The sequence below is a fragment of the Streptomyces sp. NPDC088747 genome (assembly GCF_044751025.1).
Classification (GTDB): Bacteria; Actinomycetota; Actinomycetes; order Streptomycetales; family Streptomycetaceae; genus Streptomyces.
In genome coordinates, this window is record NZ_JBIVKZ010000011.1 from 205,250 (window position 1) to 222,527 (window position 17,278).

At 69.1% G+C, this 17,278-nt stretch carries 14 protein-coding genes; 10 read left to right on the forward strand and 4 right to left on the reverse strand.

Annotated features, from left to right (window positions below):
* Positions 1–2: 2 nt before the first annotated feature.
* From ACIP79_RS25545 to ACIP79_RS25575, 7 genes are all read left to right on the forward strand, one after another.
* Complete coding sequence (locus tag ACIP79_RS25545; protein WP_010984127.1) at positions 3–416, forward strand: roadblock/LC7 domain-containing protein; 414 nt, start codon at positions 3–5, stop codon at positions 414–416.
* Positions 417–527: 111 nt separating this feature from the next.
* Positions 528–926, forward strand: coding sequence for a DUF742 domain-containing protein (locus ACIP79_RS25550; RefSeq protein ID WP_383685865.1), 399 nt, complete (start codon positions 528–530; stop codon positions 924–926).
* Positions 907–1,482, forward strand: coding sequence for an ATP/GTP-binding protein (locus ACIP79_RS25555; protein WP_028802395.1), 576 nt, complete (start codon positions 907–909; stop codon positions 1,480–1,482). Before ACIP79_RS25550 ends, ACIP79_RS25555 begins: the two co-directional genes overlap by 20 nt.
* Positions 1,483–1,868: 386 nt before the next feature.
* Positions 1,869–5,126 carry a nitrate- and nitrite sensing domain-containing protein gene (locus tag ACIP79_RS25560; RefSeq protein ID WP_401226912.1) on the forward strand — a complete coding sequence of 1,086 codons (3,258 nt, stop codon included), beginning with the start codon at positions 1,869–1,871 and terminating at the stop codon, positions 5,124–5,126.
* 10 nt (positions 5,127–5,136) lie between these two features.
* Positions 5,137–5,550, forward strand: coding sequence for a roadblock/LC7 domain-containing protein (locus ACIP79_RS25565; protein WP_266836330.1), 414 nt, complete (start codon positions 5,137–5,139; stop codon positions 5,548–5,550).
* Positions 5,551–5,645: 95 nt separating this feature from the next.
* Positions 5,646–6,239, forward strand: a complete 594-nt coding sequence (locus ACIP79_RS25570; RefSeq protein ID WP_401226913.1) for a DUF742 domain-containing protein — start codon at positions 5,646–5,648, stop codon at positions 6,237–6,239.
* Entirely contained in the window at positions 6,220–6,801 is a 582-nt protein-coding gene (locus ACIP79_RS25575; RefSeq protein ID WP_030793786.1) for an ATP/GTP-binding protein, read from the forward strand. Before ACIP79_RS25570 ends, ACIP79_RS25575 begins: the two co-directional genes overlap by 20 nt.
* Positions 6,802–6,963: 162 nt before the next feature.
* On the opposite strand, the gene ACIP79_RS25580 is transcribed toward ACIP79_RS25575, so the two are convergent.
* Positions 6,964–7,158, reverse strand: a complete 195-nt coding sequence (locus ACIP79_RS25580; RefSeq protein WP_383688085.1) for an acyl-CoA carboxylase subunit epsilon — start codon at positions 7,156–7,158, stop codon at positions 6,964–6,966.
* A 57-nt stretch (positions 7,159–7,215) separates the two neighbouring features.
* Positions 7,216–8,814, reverse strand: coding sequence for an acyl-CoA carboxylase subunit beta (locus ACIP79_RS25585; protein WP_383688084.1), 1,599 nt, complete (start codon positions 8,812–8,814; stop codon positions 7,216–7,218).
* A gap of 439 nt (positions 8,815–9,253) precedes the next feature.
* On the opposite strand from ACIP79_RS25585, the gene ACIP79_RS25590 reads away from it, so the two are divergent.
* The 3 genes from ACIP79_RS25590 to ACIP79_RS25600 all read left to right on the forward strand — a co-directional run bounded on the left by ACIP79_RS25590 (position 9,254) and on the right by ACIP79_RS25600 (position 12,513).
* Positions 9,254–9,871, forward strand: a complete 618-nt coding sequence (locus tag ACIP79_RS25590; RefSeq protein WP_401226916.1) for a YceI family protein — start codon at positions 9,254–9,256, stop codon at positions 9,869–9,871.
* Positions 9,872–10,271: 400 nt separating this feature from the next.
* Positions 10,272–11,921 carry a subtype B tannase gene (locus tag ACIP79_RS25595; protein WP_401227032.1) on the forward strand — a complete coding sequence of 550 codons (1,650 nt, stop codon included), beginning with the start codon at positions 10,272–10,274 and terminating at the stop codon, positions 11,919–11,921.
* A 97-nt stretch (positions 11,922–12,018) separates the two neighbouring features.
* Positions 12,019–12,513, forward strand: a complete 495-nt coding sequence (locus tag ACIP79_RS25600) for an N-acetyltransferase (protein ID WP_401226917.1) — start codon at positions 12,019–12,021, stop codon at positions 12,511–12,513.
* A gap of 79 nt (positions 12,514–12,592) precedes the next feature.
* On the opposite strand, the gene ACIP79_RS25605 is transcribed toward ACIP79_RS25600, so the two are convergent.
* Together ACIP79_RS25605 and ACIP79_RS25610 are read right to left on the reverse strand one after the other, a co-directional pair.
* Positions 12,593–13,966 (reverse strand): hypothetical protein, encoded by a 1,374-nt coding sequence (locus ACIP79_RS25605; protein WP_401226918.1) that lies wholly within the window; start codon positions 13,964–13,966, stop codon positions 12,593–12,595.
* Between the two features lie 174 nt (positions 13,967–14,140).
* Positions 14,141–17,161, reverse strand: coding sequence for a glycoside hydrolase family 3 protein (locus ACIP79_RS25610; RefSeq protein ID WP_401226919.1), 3,021 nt, complete (start codon positions 17,159–17,161; stop codon positions 14,141–14,143).
* Between the last annotated feature and the right edge of the window lie 117 nt (positions 17,162–17,278).

Genomic DNA, 17,278 nt, shown 5'->3' on the forward strand with positions numbered 1-17,278 from the left:
AGATGAGCCAGGCCGCACAGAACCTGAACTGGTTGATCACCAACTTCGTGGACAACACCCCGGGGGTGTCCCACACCGTCGTCGTGTCCGCCGACGGTCTCCTTCTGGCGATGTCCGAAGGCTTCCCGCGCGACCGCGCCGACCAGCTCGCGGCGGTCGCGTCCGGGCTCACCTCGCTGACAGCCGGGGCCTCCCGGATCTTCGAGGGCGGCACGGTGGCTCAGACAGTCGTGGAGATGGAGCGCGGGTTCCTTTTCCTGATGTCCGTTTCGGACGGATCGTCTCTGGCGGTCCTCTCCCACCCGGAGTGCGACATCGGCCTTGTCGGCTACGAGATGGCGCTGCTCGTCGACCGCGCGGGCGCAGTGCTCACGCCGGACCTGCGCGCCGAACTACAGGGAAGTCTGCTCCACTGACGCCCTGGGTTCTACCCACAGCACGAAATCACCGTCCGGCCGACACAATCCCCCCACCGGCCCCAACAGACGGCACGACTGACCCACTTGCTGTCCCCGCCCGGAGGATTCATGACCCCGCCCAACGCCTCTCATGATCCGTACTCACATACGTACGAGGAAGAGGGCGACCAGCCGCTGGTACGTCCGTACGCGATGACCGGCGGCCGGACCCGGCCGCGCTACCAGCTCGCCATCGAGGCACTGATCAGCACCACGGCCGACCCGGCGCAGCTGATGGGGCTGCTCCCCGAGCACCAGCGGATCTGCCACCTTTGCCGTGAGGTGAAGTCCGTAGCCGAGGTATCGGCACTTCTTTCCATGCCACTGGGTGTGGCACGGATCCTTGTCGCGGACCTCGCCGAGGCCGGACTCGTCGCCATCCATCAGCCGGGCGGCGACGAGAGCAACGGCGGAGCGCCGGACGTGACTTTGCTCGAAAGGGTGCTCAGTGGACTTCGCAAGCTCTGACGGAGGCCGGGCGACCACCTCCGCGAAGATCGTGGTGGCGGGTGGCTTCGGTGTCGGCAAGACCACGTTCGTGGGTGCCGTCTCGGAGATCAACCCGCTGCGCACGGAGGCCGTCATGACGTCCGCTTCCGCGGGCATCGACGACCTCACCCACACCGGGGACAAGACCACCACCACGGTGGCCATGGACTTCGGACGAATCACCCTGGACCAGGACCTGATCCTGTACCTGTTCGGTACACCGGGTCAGGACCGTTTCTGGTTCATGTGGGACGACCTGGTCCGCGGCGCCATCGGCGCTGTGGTCCTGGTGGACACCCGGCGTCTCGCCGACTGCTTCCCCGCGGTCGACTACTTCGAGAACTCGGGTCTCCCGTTCGTCATCGCCCTCAACGGCTTCGACGGACACCAGCCTTACAACCCCGAAGAGGTCCGCGAGGCCCTCCAGATCGGTCCGGACGCGCCTATCATCACGACGGACGCCCGGCACCGCGCGGACGCGAAGAGCGCGTTGATCACGCTCGTCGAACACGCACTCATGGCTCGTCTGCGTTAGCGCGGGTCCGGGGCGGCGGAAGACGCGCTCGCCCCGGTCCACAAGTCGACAGTTCCATAAGGCAGTTGTCGTAGACGCTCTGGAGCCGGCTGTGTCGTTTGACACGGTCGGCCACAGTGTTCATAACGTTTCGACAGAGAATTGCAGGGGCACCAACACGCATCGCGTTCAACCGGTACCACTGCGCTCACAAAGGCCCCGTCTTTTGACGGGGCTCGTTCTTTATGACCGTTTTATCTGAGGCTTGCCTCACCCGGAATCATGGGTTCCGAGTGTTTGGAAGGGCGCCGCCTGACGTGCTGGAATGCGCTGACCTGCCCAGTAGTCAAGGGCGCCGGAGACACCGCGGCACAACGTAGGTGCCGACGCCGAGAGGTTTTGGTCGAGTGAGGCGAAGCAAGAACGGTCCCGAGCCGTCGGCACGGGGCAACTTCACCCCGCCGCCGCGCGTCGCGGGGCCCGCACAGATGCCCGGCTCCCCGGAGCCCATGCAGGCGCCGGCACCGAGCGGCAGTCGTTTCTCCCCGCGCAACTGGCGCGTGCCGACCAGGCTGAACGCGATCCTGCTCATCCCCGTGGTGGTCGGCCTGGTCATGGGCGGCTTCCAGGTGCGGAACTCGATAGACACCTGGCAGGAGGCCCAGGACGCCGAGGCGACGGCCCGCCTGGTGCAGGCCGCGCTGACCTACGGCGACAAGCTGTACGTCGAGCGCGACGTCACCGCCGAGCCGCTGCTGACCGGCGCGGGCGAGGACGACTCGACCGTCGTCAAGGCCCGCGCCGACACGGACAAGGCCGCGGACGCCTTCGACCAGGTCGCCCAGAACATGCCTCAGACGGCCGGTCTCCAGCGCCGTCTGCAGATCTTCCGCAAGGTCGAGCCGGGTCTCGCCACGCTGCGCAAGGCCGCGTACACCTCGCAGCTCACCGGCGTGCAGACCGAAGAGGGCTACACGCAGATCCAGCACCCGCTGATGGAGTTCTCCAACGAGCTCGGCCTGGGCACCGGCAACATCACCAGCTACGGCCGTACCGTCTACGCGCTCTCGCTCTCCAAGGCCGCCGCGTCGCTGCAGCGGTCCATCGGCATGCACCTGCTGCTGAAGCCGGGCCCCTCGGCCCAGGACCTCGCCAAGCAACGCGTCGCCCTCTCCTCGTACGCCTACCTGGAGGGCATCGCCGTCGAGGAGTACATCGGCGGTGGCACCGAGGCCGACGCGGCCAAGCTCACGGCGGCGCAGAAGAAGCTCAAGTCCGACGGCAAGGCCCAGGCCCAGGCCGCCGCCGAGGCCGCCGCGGCCCAGGGGCAGACCTATGTGCCCCCGCCGTCCGGGGACACCGCGATGGTCTCGGCCCTCTCCACTCTCTCCACCACCGACCAGAGCGCCCGTGACGGACTCGCCTCGCAGGGCGTCACCGCGGCCAACTGGTGGGCGGTCAACACCGGCAAGGTCGACGCCTACCGCGCCCTGGAGTCGGATCTGACGGACAAGGCGGTGGCCGAGGCCTCCGACATCTCCGACAGCGCCAAGCAGGACGCCATCGTCACCGGCGCCGCCGTCGTGATCGCCCTGCTCGCCGCGTTCATCCTGGCCGGCATGGTCGCCCGCCAGATGAGCCGCTCGATGCGCCAGCTGCGCAACGCGGCCTTCAACGTGGCCGAGCAGCGCCTGCCGATGCTGGTCGACCAGCTCTCCCGTACGGACCCGGGCCGCGTCGACACCCGTGTCACGCCGATCCCCATCACCACCACGGACGAGATCGGCGAGGTCGCCCGCGCCTTCGACCAGGTGCACCGCGAGGCCGTACGGCTCGCCGCCGAGCAGGCCCTCCTGCGAGGCAACATCAACGCGATCTTCACCAACCTGTCGCGCCGCAACCAGTCCCTGATCGAGGGCCAGCTGACCCTGATCACCGACCTGGAGAACAACGAGGCCGACCCGGACCAGCTGGAGAACCTCTTCCGCCTGGACCACCTCGCGACCCGTATGCGCCGCAACGGCGAGAACCTCCTGGTCCTCGCGGGCGAGGAGCCGGGCCGCCGCTGGGACCAGCCGGTCCCGCTGGTCGACGTGCTGCGCGCCGCCTCCTCCGAGGTGGAGCAGTACGAGCGCATCGAGCTCTCCGGGGTCCCGGAGGCCGAGATCCACGGCCGCGCCGTGACCGACCTCGTGCACCTGCTCGCCGAGCTCCTGGAGAACGCCACCACGTTCTCCTCCCCGCAGACCAAGGTCCGTGTCACCGCGACCCGTCTGCCGGACGGCCGCGTCATGGTCGAGATCCACGACAAGGGCATCGGCCTCACCGCCGAGGACTTCGCGGACATCAACCACAAGCTGGCCAACCCGCCGACGGTGGACGCCGCGATCTCCCAGCGCATGGGCCTGTTCGTGGTCGGCCGGCTGTCCGACCGGCACGGCATCCGCGTCCAGCTCCGCCCCTCGGGCGAGCAGGCCGGTACGACCTCCCTCGTCATGCTCCCCGACGCGATCACCCACGGTGGCGGTGGCGGCGAGCAGCTCCAGCGCGACGAGTTCACCGTCTCGCAGATCATGCCCGAGCAGCCGCAGGCCTTCCAGGGCGAGCCGTTCCAGGCCCAGCAGCAGCCGCTGCGCACGGCCGCCGAACTCGGCTTCGACGACAGCCGCTACGAGGTGCCCGACGACATCCGCGAGCTGGACCCCGTCGGCCGCTCGCTGATGCGCGAGGAGCGCCGGGCGGCCCTGGAGGCCCAGACGGGCCAGCCGGAGTCCCTGGAGGCTCCCGGTCACCAGGAGGGCTTCGACGCCCAGCAGCCCGCGTACGAGAACGGGCAGCAGGCCTACGCCAATCCTCCGTCGTACGACAACACGCAGGCACCCTTCGAGGCGCAGGCTCCCTACGCCAACGGGCAGGCGCCGTACGAGGAGCAGCAGGCCACGTACGACCAGCAGACGGCGTACGAGGAGCCGCGGCAGGGGTCCTACGACGAGACGTACTTCCCGCCGGGCGGCGGCTACCCGGAACCCACGTATCCGGAGCCGGTCCAGGGGGACGCCTCGGGTAACCGGAGCGCCGCCTCCGAGACCTTCTCGGCCTTCGCGCAGCCCTCCCACCAGGACGACTGGCCGCAGCAGGACGCGCAGCAGAACGCGTATCGGTCCGAGTACGCTCCGGAAGCGGAATCGGCGAAGACCGCTGACGCCGGTGAACAGGACGGCGTAGGCTTCAGCCGTCCGGGACCGGCCCCCTCCGCCCCGCACGCGCTGACCGACGCGGGGCTCCCCCGTCGCGGCGCCACCGGGGCGGGCAGCGGGCAGCGGTCCGTGGAGCAGCGGGACCAGACGCCGCCGGCGACCACGGAGGGCCCCGACGACTGGCGGTCGTCCAACGACGACCGCTGGCAGCGTGCCGAGCAGCTCAAGAAGCCCAAGGCGGGCGGGGTCACCCCGTCCGGTCTGCCGCGGCGGGTGCCCAAGGCCAACCTGGTCGAGGGAACCGCAGAGTCGACTCCGCAGGGCGGCCCCCAGGTCTCCCGCGCCCCTGAGGACATCCGGGGCAGACTGAGCAACCTGCGGCGCGGTGTTCAGCAGGGACGCAATGCAGGTAGTGACACGAACGGCCAGGGCCTCGGCCCTGACAGCACCTACAACCAGGAGCGTTAGTGTGAGCCCGATGAGCCAGGCGGCGCAGAACCTGAACTGGTTGATCACCAACTTCGTGGACAACACCCCCGGGGTGTCCCACACGGTGGTGGTCTCCGCCGACGGACTCCTTCTGGCGATGTCCGAAGGCTTTCCCCGTGACCGCGCCGACCAGTTGGCGGCCGTGGCGTCCGGCCTGACCTCGTTGACCGCGGGAGCCTCCCGCATCTTCGAGGGCGGCCACGTGAACCAGACGGTTGTGGAGATGGAGAGGGGATTCCTCTTCATCATGTCCGTCTCCGATGGTTCCTCCCTCGCCGTACTCGCACACCCGGAGGCGGACATTGGCCTCGTTGGGTACGAGATGGCGCTTCTGGTGGACCGTGCGGGTACGGTCCTGACCCCGGACCTTCGAGCAGAGCTCCAGGGGAGCCTTCTCAACTAACAGACAGACGGTGCGTTTTGGTGTCCCGAGGCCATAAGGTTTCGGGACGCGGTCCCATGGTGATGGGTACCCGGCACAGTCGGAGGAGGAGAAAAGTGGCAACACCCCCAGGCGGTTCGTCTTCGGGCAACTGGTCGTACGGCCCCGGTCAGGGGCAAGGCGGCCAGGGCGACGGTTCTCAGAACCCGAACCGGTACAACTTCCCCTCCGCGCCCACTCCTCGGCGTCAGCAGCCGTACGCACCTCAGGGTCCGGGGCCCTCGCCCTACGACCAGCCGTCGGCTCCGCGCATCCAGCCGGTACAGCCGCAGCGCCGTAACCCCGAGCCCTCACCGGCCGGAACCACGCACAATCCCCTGGTCCGTCCCTACGCCATGACGGGTGGCCGAACCAGGCCCCGCTACCAGCTCGCCATCGAGGCGCTGGTGCACACCACCGCACAACCGCACCAGATGCAGGGCCAGTTGCCCGAGCATCAGCGGATCTGCAACCTCTGCCGGGAGATCAAGTCGGTGGCCGAGATCTCGGCCCTGCTGACCATCCCTCTCGGTGTGGCCAGGATTCTCGTCGCCGACTTGGCGGAGGCGGGCCTGGTCGCCATCCATCAGCCCGGCGGTGACGAGAACGCCGGCGGTCAGCCAGACGTGACTTTGCTCGAAAGGGTGCTCAGTGGACTTCGCAAGCTCTAGCGGAGGGCCTTCCCGCTCCACCACGTCCGCGAAGATCGTGGTGGCGGGCGGCTTCGGCGTGGGCAAGACCACGTTCGTCGGGGCCGTCTCGGAGATCAACCCGCTGCGTACCGAGGCCGTCATGACGTCCGCGTCCGCGGGCATCGACGACCTCACGCACACCGGAGACAAGACGACGACGACCGTCGCCATGGACTTCGGACGTATCACCCTGGACCAGGACCTGATCCTGTACCTGTTCGGTACCCCCGGCCAGGACCGTTTCTGGTTCATGTGGGACGACCTGGTCCGCGGCGCCATCGGCGCGATCGTCCTGGTGGACACCCGCCGTCTCGCCGACTGCTTCCCCGCGGTCGACTACTTCGAGAACTCGGGTCTCCCGTTCGTCATCGCCCTCAACGGCTTCGACGGCAACCAGCCCTACAACCCGGACGAGGTCCGGGAGGCACTTCAGATCGGCCCGGACGCCCCGATCATCACGACGGACGCCCGCCACCGCGCGGACGCGAAGTCGGCACTGATCACGCTCGTGGAGCACGCCCTCATGGCGCGGCTGCGCTAGCGGTCCCCCTCCCGCGGGACTCACTCTTCGCCCGACGGCCCCCGGTTCTCCCCGCGGAGAACCGGGGGCCGTCGTCGTGCGCTCTCCCGCGCCGCCGGGCCCGGACAGGACGACGGCCCCGCTCTCCGGTGGGAGAGCGGGGCCGTGTGCGCGCTGAGGGGCTCAGTGCCAGCTGTGCGGGGCCCGGAAGCCGGGCTCGCGCTCCAGGCGGCGCCAGCCGGCCTTGGGGCGGGCGGCGGCGTGGGAGGCGGCGGACACGGGTGCGGCGGCCGCGCGAGCCACCAGGAGAGCCGTGATGGCGGCGACCTCCTCGGGCTCGGCGTGGCCCTTCTCGACGCGGATGTCAGGGTTGTTCATAGGTGTCAGTCTCCGTGAGAGAGGTTTCCGCGGCGCTGCCGCGGAGGATCCGCGGGGTTACTGCGGGGGGTTGCCGTGCTTACGCGAGGGCAGGTCCGCGTGCTTGGTGTGCAGCATCGCCAGCGACCTGACGAGCACCTCGCGGGTCTCCGCGGGGTCGATGACGTCGTCGACAAGGCCCCGCTCGGCCGCGTAGTAGGGGTGCATCAGCTCGGCCTTGTACTCCTTGACCATGCGGACGCGCATGGCCTCGGGGTCCTCCGCCTCCGCGATCTGGCGGCGGAAGATGACGTTGGCCGCGCCCTCGGCGCCCATCACGGCGATCTCGTTCGTCGGCCAGGCGAACGTGAGGTCCGCGCCGATGGACTGGCTGTCCATGACGATGTACGCACCTCCGTACGCCTTGCGCAGGATCAGCGAGATCCTCGGCACCGTCGCGTTGCAGTAGGCGTAGAGCAGCTTCGCTCCGTGCCGGATGATGCCGCCGTGCTCCTGGTCGACACCCGGGAGGAACCCGGGGACGTCCAGGAGAGTGACGATCGGGATGTTGAAAGCGTCACACATCTGGACGAAGCGCGCAGCTTTTTCGGAGGCCTCGATGTCCAGCACGCCCGCGAGGGACTGCGGCTGGTTGGCCACGATCCCGACGACCTGGCCGTCGAGACGGGCCAGCGCGCAGATGATGTTGCGGGCCCAACGCTCGTGCACCTCAAGGTAGTCGCCGTCGTCGACGAGCTCCTCGATGACCTTCGTCATGTCGTACGGACGGTTGCCGTCCGCCGGGACCAGGTCGAGCAGGATCTCCGAGCGGCGGTCGGCCGGGTCCTCGGAGGCGACGCGCGGCGGGTTCTCGCGGTTGTTCTGCGGCAGCATCGACAGGAGGTAGCGCACCTCGGCGATGCAGGTCTCCTCGTCGTCGTACGCGAAGTGGCAGACACCGGAGGTCTCGGCGTGCACGTCGGCGCCGCCGAGGCCGTTCTGGGTGATCTCCTCGCCGGTGACCGCCTTGACGACGTCCGGTCCGGTGATGAACATCTGCGAGGTCTCGCGGACCATGAAGACGAAGTCGGTGAGGGCGGGGCTGTAGGCCGCACCGCCCGCGCAGGGGCCGAGCATCACGCTGATCTGCGGGATGACGCCGGACGCCTTGGTGTTGCGCTGGAAGATGCCGCCGTAACCGGCGAGCGCGGAGACGCCCTCCTGGATACGGGCCCCGGCGCCGTCGTTGAGGGAGACCAGCGGCGCGCCGGCCGCGATGGCCATGTCCATGATCTTGTGGATCTTCGTGGCGTGGGCCTCGCCCAGCGCGCCGCCGAAGATGCGGAAGTCATGGGCGTAGACGAAGACCGTGCGGCCCTCGACCGTGCCCCAGCCGGTGATGACACCGTCGGTGTACGGCTTCTTGGCCTCCAGGCCGAACCCGGTCGCCCGGTGCCGGCGCAGCTGCTCGACCTCCTGGAAGGAACCGGCGTCCACCAGCAGCTCGATGCGCTCGCGCGCGGTCAGCTTGCCCTTGGCGTGCTGGGCGGCGGTCGCCTTCTCGCTGGGGCCTCGCAGCGCCTCCGCACGGATCGCGTGCAGCTCGGCCACGCGTCCGCGGGCGTCCGTGGGCTCGCCTGAGGATCCTGCGGACTCGGCCTCATCCAAAACGGTCATGTAGCGACCTTACGAAGTCCCCCGGCGAAAAGGGGCCGTCGACTCCGTACAGTCTCCGGGCCGTTTTCCTGGCACCCCCCAACAGAAGCACCGCGCCCAGGCAAGCCATCTGACTGCTCCAGGGGCATGGGGCTTGTAGAGGTCACACAAACTCGTCAGCTGAGAGCCACCTCACATTCATGAGGAGCACATGCCATCCCTGGAGTGAACGGCCACTCCCCCGGCCGCTCTCAGGAGGTATCCGCCGGGGAGCGGATCGACGGTACGGAACGTAACGTCTCCAACACACGTCGGATGATGTTGAAACTTGAATGGAATAGGTCTACCTTCCCTCTTGTTGGCGTCGTTGAAAGTTAAACAGCCTCACTGAACGCCTCACTGAACAGCCTCACGCCGCGACTTCGGACGAAGCCGCGACCCGTCCCCCAAGGAGCAGATCATGGGCATCTTCGGCCGCAAGACAGACACCGACACCGACGCCACCACGACCCCCGCCGGGGTGAACCCCGCCCTGGCCGCGCTGACCGGCGACTACACGATCGACCCGGCGCACTCGACGATCGGCTTCGTCGCCCGCCACGCGATGGTGACGAACGTCAAGGGCAGTTTCAAGGACTTCGAGGGCGCGCTGCACCTGGACGGCTCGGACCCGTCCAAGTCGACGGCCACGCTCGACGTCAAGATGGAGAGCGTCGAGACCGGTTCCGCGGACCGTGACGGCCACCTGAAGAGCGCCGACTTCTTCAAGACGGACGAGTTCCCGACGATGACCTTCCGCTCCACCAAGGCGGAGGCCCTGGGCGGCGACGAATACCGGATCACCGGCGACCTGTCGATCCTCGGCACCACCAAGCCGATCACCATCGACCTGGAGTTCAACGGCTCCGCGACGGACCCGTTCGGCAACCAGCGCGTCGGCTTCGAGGGCAAGGCCCAGATCATCCGCTCCGAGTGGGGCCTGTCCTGGAACGCGGCCCTGGAGACCGGTGGCGTCCTCGTCTCCGACAAGATCAAGCTCGTCTTCGACATCTCGGCGATCAAGAACGTCGCCGCCTGAGCCGACGACAGCCACCGCCGGGGCCCCGGCCCCGCGGCGGCCTGGAAGCGCCCGTCCACTGACTCCCGACAGTCAGCGGACGGGCGCTTTTCCATGTGCGAATGCCTTCCCGGACGCCCGGTCTGCGTCGAGAAGGGCTCCAACCTGTGAGTTCGCAGTGAGAACTTGGGTGTTAACGATGAATGCAACAAAATTGTTGACAATCGAGAACGCACCCATTTACGTTCGCAAGCAGAAGATCGGGTGGGACCACACACGTGGGCGACGCCGCCCACCGCGGCCTACGGGCCGCCACATGTGCGTCCCGCGCGACGGAGTCGACTCGACGGCAGCACCGCGTCTGCCGCGCATGGGAGAGACCTCAGTGAAGCACAGGGCAGTGAAGCGCAGGACCGTCGTCATGGGCATGGGAGCGACCGCCGGGATCGCCGCGGCCGGCGGCTTCGCGTTGAGTGCGAACGCGTCGGGCACCTCGAAGTCCTCGGCCGCCTCGGGTGCGCTCGCCTTCGACAAGGACGCCTACACCGAGCTGACCACGACCATCACCGACGCGGACGGCAAGGACAAGGAGGTCGTCTACCACTTCTGGAAGGCGATCACCTATGTCACCAACCCGGTGGACGAGAAGTACCAGTGCCTGAACGTCAGCGTTCCGGTCAAGATCGACGGCAAGGCGGTGGACGCCACCCGCTCCCCCATCCTCTTCCCCAACACCGTCGGCGGTTACATGCCTTCCTCGGTGGCGGACGCCACGGGGGTGGGCGGCGCCGAGATGACGGGCACACCCCCCGGGGGCGGTGCGGCGCCCAGCGCGTCTGCTTCCTCCTCGGCCTCCTCTTCGGCCTCCTCTTCGGCCTCCTCTTCGGCTTCGGCATCGGCCGGCTCCGGTGAGGTCGCGTCCGGCGGCAACGCGATGACCGACGCCCAGGGCGGCATGGTCAACCTCGGCAAGCTGGGGCTGGCCGCGGGTTACGTCGTGGTGGAGCCCGGCGCTCGCGGGCGGACCCTCAAGGACTCGGACGGCACCTACTACGGCACCGCGCCCGCCGCCATCGTCGACCTCAAGGCCGCCGTCCGGTACGTGCGCGCCAACAAGGGAGTCATCCCGGGCGACACCGACCGGATCGTCTCCACCGGCACCAGCGCGGGCGGCGCCCTGTCCGCCCTGCTCGGCGCCTCCGGTGACAGTCCGATCTACGCCGAGTACCTGAAGGAGCTCGGCGCCGCCGACGCCTCGGACGCCATCTTCGCCACCGGCACCTGGTGCCCGATCACCGACCTGGAGCACGCGGATGGCGCATACGAGTTCAACTGGGGCACCAACGCCCTGAGCACCGGCAAGCAGGTCGACCAGACCGTCTCCAAGGCGCTCCAGTCCCAGTTCGCCGAGTACCAGGCGTCCCTCAAGCTGCGGGGCCTGAACCGCTTCGGCTCCCTCACGGCCCGCAACTACGACGACTACATGGTGGAGACCTACCTCCAGCCGTCGGCCACCAGGTACCTGACGGATCTGTCGGACTCCGCCCGTGCGACCTACCTGGCCGCGAACACGTTCATCACCTGGTCCGGCGGCAAGGCCACCTTCACCTGGGCCGACTTCCTGACGCACGTGGGTGCCCGCAAGAAGGGCACGCCGGCCTTCGACGCCTTCGACCTGTCGGCCGGCGAGAACAACGAGTTCGGCAAGGACACCACCGAGGCACGCCACTTCACGGCGTACAGCCTCAAGAACGACACCACCGGGGTCACCGGCAAGCGTCTCGACAGCGACATCCCCGAGAAGCTCGACCTGATGAACCCGATGTACCACTTCGCCGAGAAGAACCCGGGCCGCTCGAAGCACTGGTGGATCCGGCTCGGCACGAAGGACTCCGACACCTCGCTGACGGTCTCCGCCAACCTCGCGGCCGCCGCCGACAACCTCGGCGACGACGTCAACCACCTCTACTACTGGGACGAGGGGCACGGTTCGAACATCGACCCCGGCGACTTCCTCGCCTGGGTCGCCAAGGTGACGGGCGGCGGCTCGAAGCGCGCCTCCGGTAAGTAGAACTCGCGGCCGAGGGGCCCGGGGCCGGGGAGATCCCGGTCCCGGGCCCGTTCGATATTCCGGTGCGGGTACGGCGGGTGGCGGTTAGCCTCCGGGCATGACCTGGTTGCCCGTTGGCTTCGTACATCCCGTTCGTGTCGAGTTGCCGGGCGGGTATCACCTGCGCCCGATCAGCGGGACGGACGCGGATCTCGACTACCCGACCGTGATGGGGTCGCGCGAGCGGCTGTGGTCCATCTTCGGCGAGGCGTGGGGATGGCCCGCCGAGACCATGTCGTACGAGGCCAACAAGAAGGACCTGGAACGGCACGCGGACGAGATCGCCGCGCATGAGTCCTTCAACTACGTGCTGCTCGACGAGGCGTGCACCGCGGAGTTCGGGTGCGTCTACATCGACCCGCCGGAGAAGGCGGGTGCCGACGCGGAGATCTCCTGGTGGGTGGTGGACGAGCGCGTGGGCACCGAACTGGAACGTGACCTGGACGCGCTGGTCCCCCGGTGGATCGGCGAGGACTGGCCCTTCGAACGGCCGCGGTTCATCGGCCGGGACCTGTCGTGGCAGGACTGGCTGCGCCTGCCGGACGCCGACTGACCTTCTTCTCCGCCTTCTGCGTCTTCTCCGCGGCATAGGCGTCGCGCTGTCCGACCCCGCGTCGGCTCCGGGGCCGGCGTCAGAACCCGCCCCCGAAGTCCCCTCCCCCGCCACCCCCGCCGAAGTCGCCACCCCCGCCGAAGTCGCCGCCTCCGCCGAAACCGCCGCTGAAGTCGCCGGAGTCGAAGTCGGCGCCGGAGACGTCGCCGCCGGTGTAGCCGCCGGCGCCGAAGTCGCCGTATCCGGAGCCGTAGTCGGCGGCGTACGAGGGGCTGGCCATGATGCTGCCGAGCATGGTGCCGACGAGGAGGCCGGGCAGCAGGCCGCCGCCGAAGTAGCCGCCCGCGTAGGGGCCGTAGGCCGGGCCCGCGTCCCAGTAGGGGCGGCGGCCGTACGCGGTGTCCACCTCGCGGATCGCCGGGTCGGCGCCGTCGGCCAGGCGGGTACGGTCCGCGGCGCAGACCGGGACCTCGCGGGTCGCGCCGCCGGCCGGTGTCCAGGTCGCGTCGGCGACCGAGGGGCCGTGGCGCGGGTCGAAGAAGCAGGGGGACCGGCGTTCCGGGACGGGGCGGCCCTCGCGGCGCGCGGCGAGTTCGGCGAGGGAGAAGCGGCCGTCCTCCAGTGCCTGGGTCACGGCGCGTACGTCCTCGGGGCGCTGGGCCGCGGCCATGGACGACTTCGCCTGCTCGTAGGCGTCGAGCGCGCGCTCGTAGTCCGCGCGCATCGCGTCGTCCGCGCCCGCTTCGGCGGGGTGGAAGTCGAGCCGGTCCAGTTCCTCGCCGAAGGCCGTGATGTCCTCGTCGACCACCACGCGGAGCTTGTCGAGAGCCTCGCGCTGCTCCTCCGCCTTACGGCGTCTGGTCCGCCGTACGAACGTGTACGCGCCCGCGGTGCCGACCAGGACCACCCCGCCGAAGGTGATCAACGCGGCGGTGGAGACTCCGCCGTCGCCGCCGCCGGAGTCCCAGCTCGCGGGGGCCACGCCGCCGACGTTGGCCAGCGCGCGGTCCGTGAAGTCGTCGAGCTGGGTGACGGTGTCCTCGTCCTGGACGCTGGAGACCAGGTTCCGCACGGCGGCGGTGGACATCACCGAGGAGTCGGCGCGTGCGTCGAAGCGGTCGCCGAGCCTGATCGCGTAGAGGCCGGTGACGCCGGTGGCGGTGCGCAGGTTCTGGAAGAGGTTCTGGGTGGGGAAGTCCGCGGGGAGTACGGCGACGAAGACGGGCTTGTCCGCGGTCTCGATCTTCTTGGCGAGGGCGTCGGCGTCCTCGTCGGAGAGCTGGGCGGAGGCTGCGGGGTCGACGTACACCGGGGAATCGCGGAGGGCCGCGGCGACCGTGCCGATGTCGGTGGCCGCGTGGGCCGGGGGTGCCTGGGCGGTGAGGAGTGCCAGGGCTGCCAGGGTCAGTGCGCTGAGCAGACCGGGGAGCCCTCTGGTGAGTGCGGCCCTCATGTCTTCGACGGTACCTGACGGTGGGCGGAAGTGGAGGGGTGGGCGGGGAGGCGGATTTCGCCCCCTCCGCCCCTTCCCGTCCCGTATCCGGGGGCTGCGCCCCCGGACCCCCCTTTTTCGCGCTTCGCGCTCGTCCTCAAGCGCCGGACGGGCTGAAAGGACCAGCCCCGCCCGTCACGCGGCCCGGTACGCCTCCCTCAGTTTCGCCACCGCGTCCGCGTACCTGCCGGTCAGGAGCAGGTGGTCGGCGTCGGCGAAGGGTTTGGCGACCGCCTGAGTGATGGCGGTGCCGATCTTCTGCTGGACCAGGAGGCGGGCCTTGGTCACGGCGGTGCGGCCCGCCTTGTCGGAGCCCGTGCGGTCGGCGATCCTGGCGGCCAGGGCGAGGGCGTTCAGGGTCGCCGTGCCGCCCTCCGGTGTCCTGGTGAGCGTGGTGAGGCCCCAGCCGTAGGGGAACTGCGGATCGTACGAGGCGTCGCCGACGTTGATCGGCAGCTGGGCCTCGGACTTCGGCCAGGTGACGGGCAGTTGGCCGGTGAAGGCGCGCCTGCCGTAGAGGACGTCGGCGACGCCGGAGCCCTCGGTGCCCGGCAGCCAGGAGGCGACCAGGGCGTCGATGCCGGCCAGTCGGTCGCCGATCAGCTGCGGGCGTCCCGAGACGGTCAGGACCACGCACTTGAGGGCGCCGCAGACCTTGTCCACGGCGGCCTTGTCCGCGGCGGTCAGTTCCAGGTCGTTGCCGTTGCCGACATCTCCGACGCCCTCGGCGTACGGGGTCTCGCCGACGACGACCACACCCACGTCGTAGCCGGAGGTCGACGCGGAGGCGTCCTTGGAGTAGGTGACGTTCCCGCCGGCCTTCTTCATCCCCTCCAGGATCGTGGTGCCCTCGGTGATGGCGCCGGACGAGCCCTGCCAGGTGATGGTCCAGCCGCCGGTCTGGTTGCCGATGTCATCGGCGTTGGACCCGGCGACGTAGACCTTCTGGGACTTCCTGAGGGGCAGTACGCCGCCCGCGTTCTTCAGCAGGACCTGCGACTCGGCCGCCGCCTCGCGGGCCACGGCCCGGTGCTCGGGCGAGCCGATGTCGGAGGCGCCGCTCGTGTCGGCGTAGGGCTCCTCGAAGAGGCCGAGCCTGAACTTCTGCGTGAGGATGCGCGACACGGCGTCGTCCACGCGCCGCTCGCTGATCCGGCCCGCGTTCACCTCGGCGACGAGCGCGGTGAGGAAGTCCTTGTAGGCGTACGGGACCATGATCATGTCGAGGCCCGCGTTGATGGACGTACGGACGTCGGAGGCGTAGTCGCCGGGGATCTGGTCGATGCCCGCCCAGTCGCTGATGACGAAGCCGTCGAAGTCCATGCGGTCCTTCAACACCCCGTTGATCATCGCGGCGTTGGCGTGCATCTTCACCGGGCCGACGTCGTCGCCGAGGATGTCGAGCGAGGAGTACGAGGGCATGACCGAGCCGACACCGCGGTCGATGGCGTCCTGGTACGGCGCGAGGTGCACCGCTTCAAGCTCCTGTTTCGTGACCTTGGTGATGCCCTGGTCGATGGTGTAGGTGCCCGAGGTGGACGAGCCGTACTCGGTGCCGCCGTCGCCGACGAAGTGCTTGGCGGTGGCGAGGATCCTGTCGCTGTCGCTCAGGTCCTTGCCGTTCGCACGGCCTTGGAGACCCTGGATGATCGTCTCCATGGACTCGACGAGGGCTGGGTCCTCGCCGAAGGACTCGTAACCGCGGCCCCAGCGTTCGTCGCGCGTCACGCACAGGCAGGGCGAGAAGTCCCACGGGATGCCGGTGGCGCGGACCTCGGCCGCGGTCACCTCGCCTGTCTCCTCGGCGAGTCGGGGATCACGGGTGGCGCCGATGCCGATGTTGTGCGGCATGACGGTCGCGCCGACGAGGTTGTTGTGACCGTGCACCGCGTCCACGCCGTAGATCAGCGGGATCTGGAACCGGGTGGCCTGCGACCGGAGTTGGAAGGAGTCGATCATCTTCGCCCAGGCCGCGGGGGTGTTGGGCGTGGGGGTCGAGCCGCCGCCGGACAGGAGCGAGCCGAGGCCGTAGGCCGCGATGTCGCCCGGCGTGGTCATCGCGCCGCGCTCGGCCTGGGTCATCTGACCGGCCTTCTCCGCCAGGGAGAGCCGGGAGACGAGGTCAGCGACGCGCTTCTTCACCGACAACTTCTTGTCCAGGTACGGGAGTCCGTGGGCGTCGATGACGACCTGCGGGGTGTCGGCCGGGGCCTTGGCTCCGGTGACCGTCAGCTTCAGCGGGACCGTCTCGGCGGATTCCCCGGACCTGTCCTTGAGGGTGGCCACGGACAGGGTGCGCGAGGCGCCCGAGGCCGTGCCCGCCGGGAAGGTAATCGTGCCCTTGAGGGGCGCGTAGTCCTTGCCGGAGGTCGCGGTGCCGCCTGTCGTCTCGTACGCGACGGTCACCGGCTCGTCGAGCGGGACGGTGCCGGTGGTCGCGACGGAGACCTTGACCCTGGCCTTGCCGCCCTCACCGACCGGGTAGACCGCGGCGTCGGTGACGACGCTCGCGCGCAGCGACTGGTCGGCGGTGCCGTACAACTCCACGTCGTCGATGGCGAACTGGCTCTTGATGCCGACCGGGAGCGTGATGGAGTAGCCCCACATCGCGGTGAGGCCGAGGATCTGGTCGATACCGCCGACGGGCTGGTAGTCCGTGCGATAGGTGAAGTCGGTGAAGGGGATCTCGATCTGTTTCCAGCCGGTGAAGTCGTCCGTGAAGGACGTCGTCCACAGCTCGGAGGCCCCGCCGTTGGCGCCGCCGTCCTTGATCTCGAAGGGGATCGCCTTGCCGTTGTTCTGGCCGTCCCACCAGAAACGGATGCCCTTGTGGGCCGACCAGTCGTGGGCCGGCGAGCCGGAGGCGAAGTCGTGGCTGTAGCCGCCGTAGCCGCTGATCTCGTAGGCGCCGGTGAGGACCTTGGCACCCTCGGGGGCGTCCGCGCGTGCGGTCAGGGCCAGTTGGGGCGGATCGTCGGTGTCGCCACCCCAGGTGAAGATGCCCTCGGCGGGCGGATTCGCGAACGGAACCTCACCCTCGAAGGCGTCGACGGGGACAGGAGGCGGGTCGGCGGCTCCGGCTGCGGCCGACGCGGAGGCCAGGGGCAGCAGCCCGGTGAGCAGGGCGGCGGAAACGAGCAGGGCGGTTCTTCGCATGGACCTTCCCTCGACTCTCGTTGATCCTCTTGGTTCCTGGTGTTCGGTCCTCTTCGGTGCTCTTGAGTACTCAGGAGTGCCCCTCAGTACTCTTACGACTTAGATCACGCCGTGAGT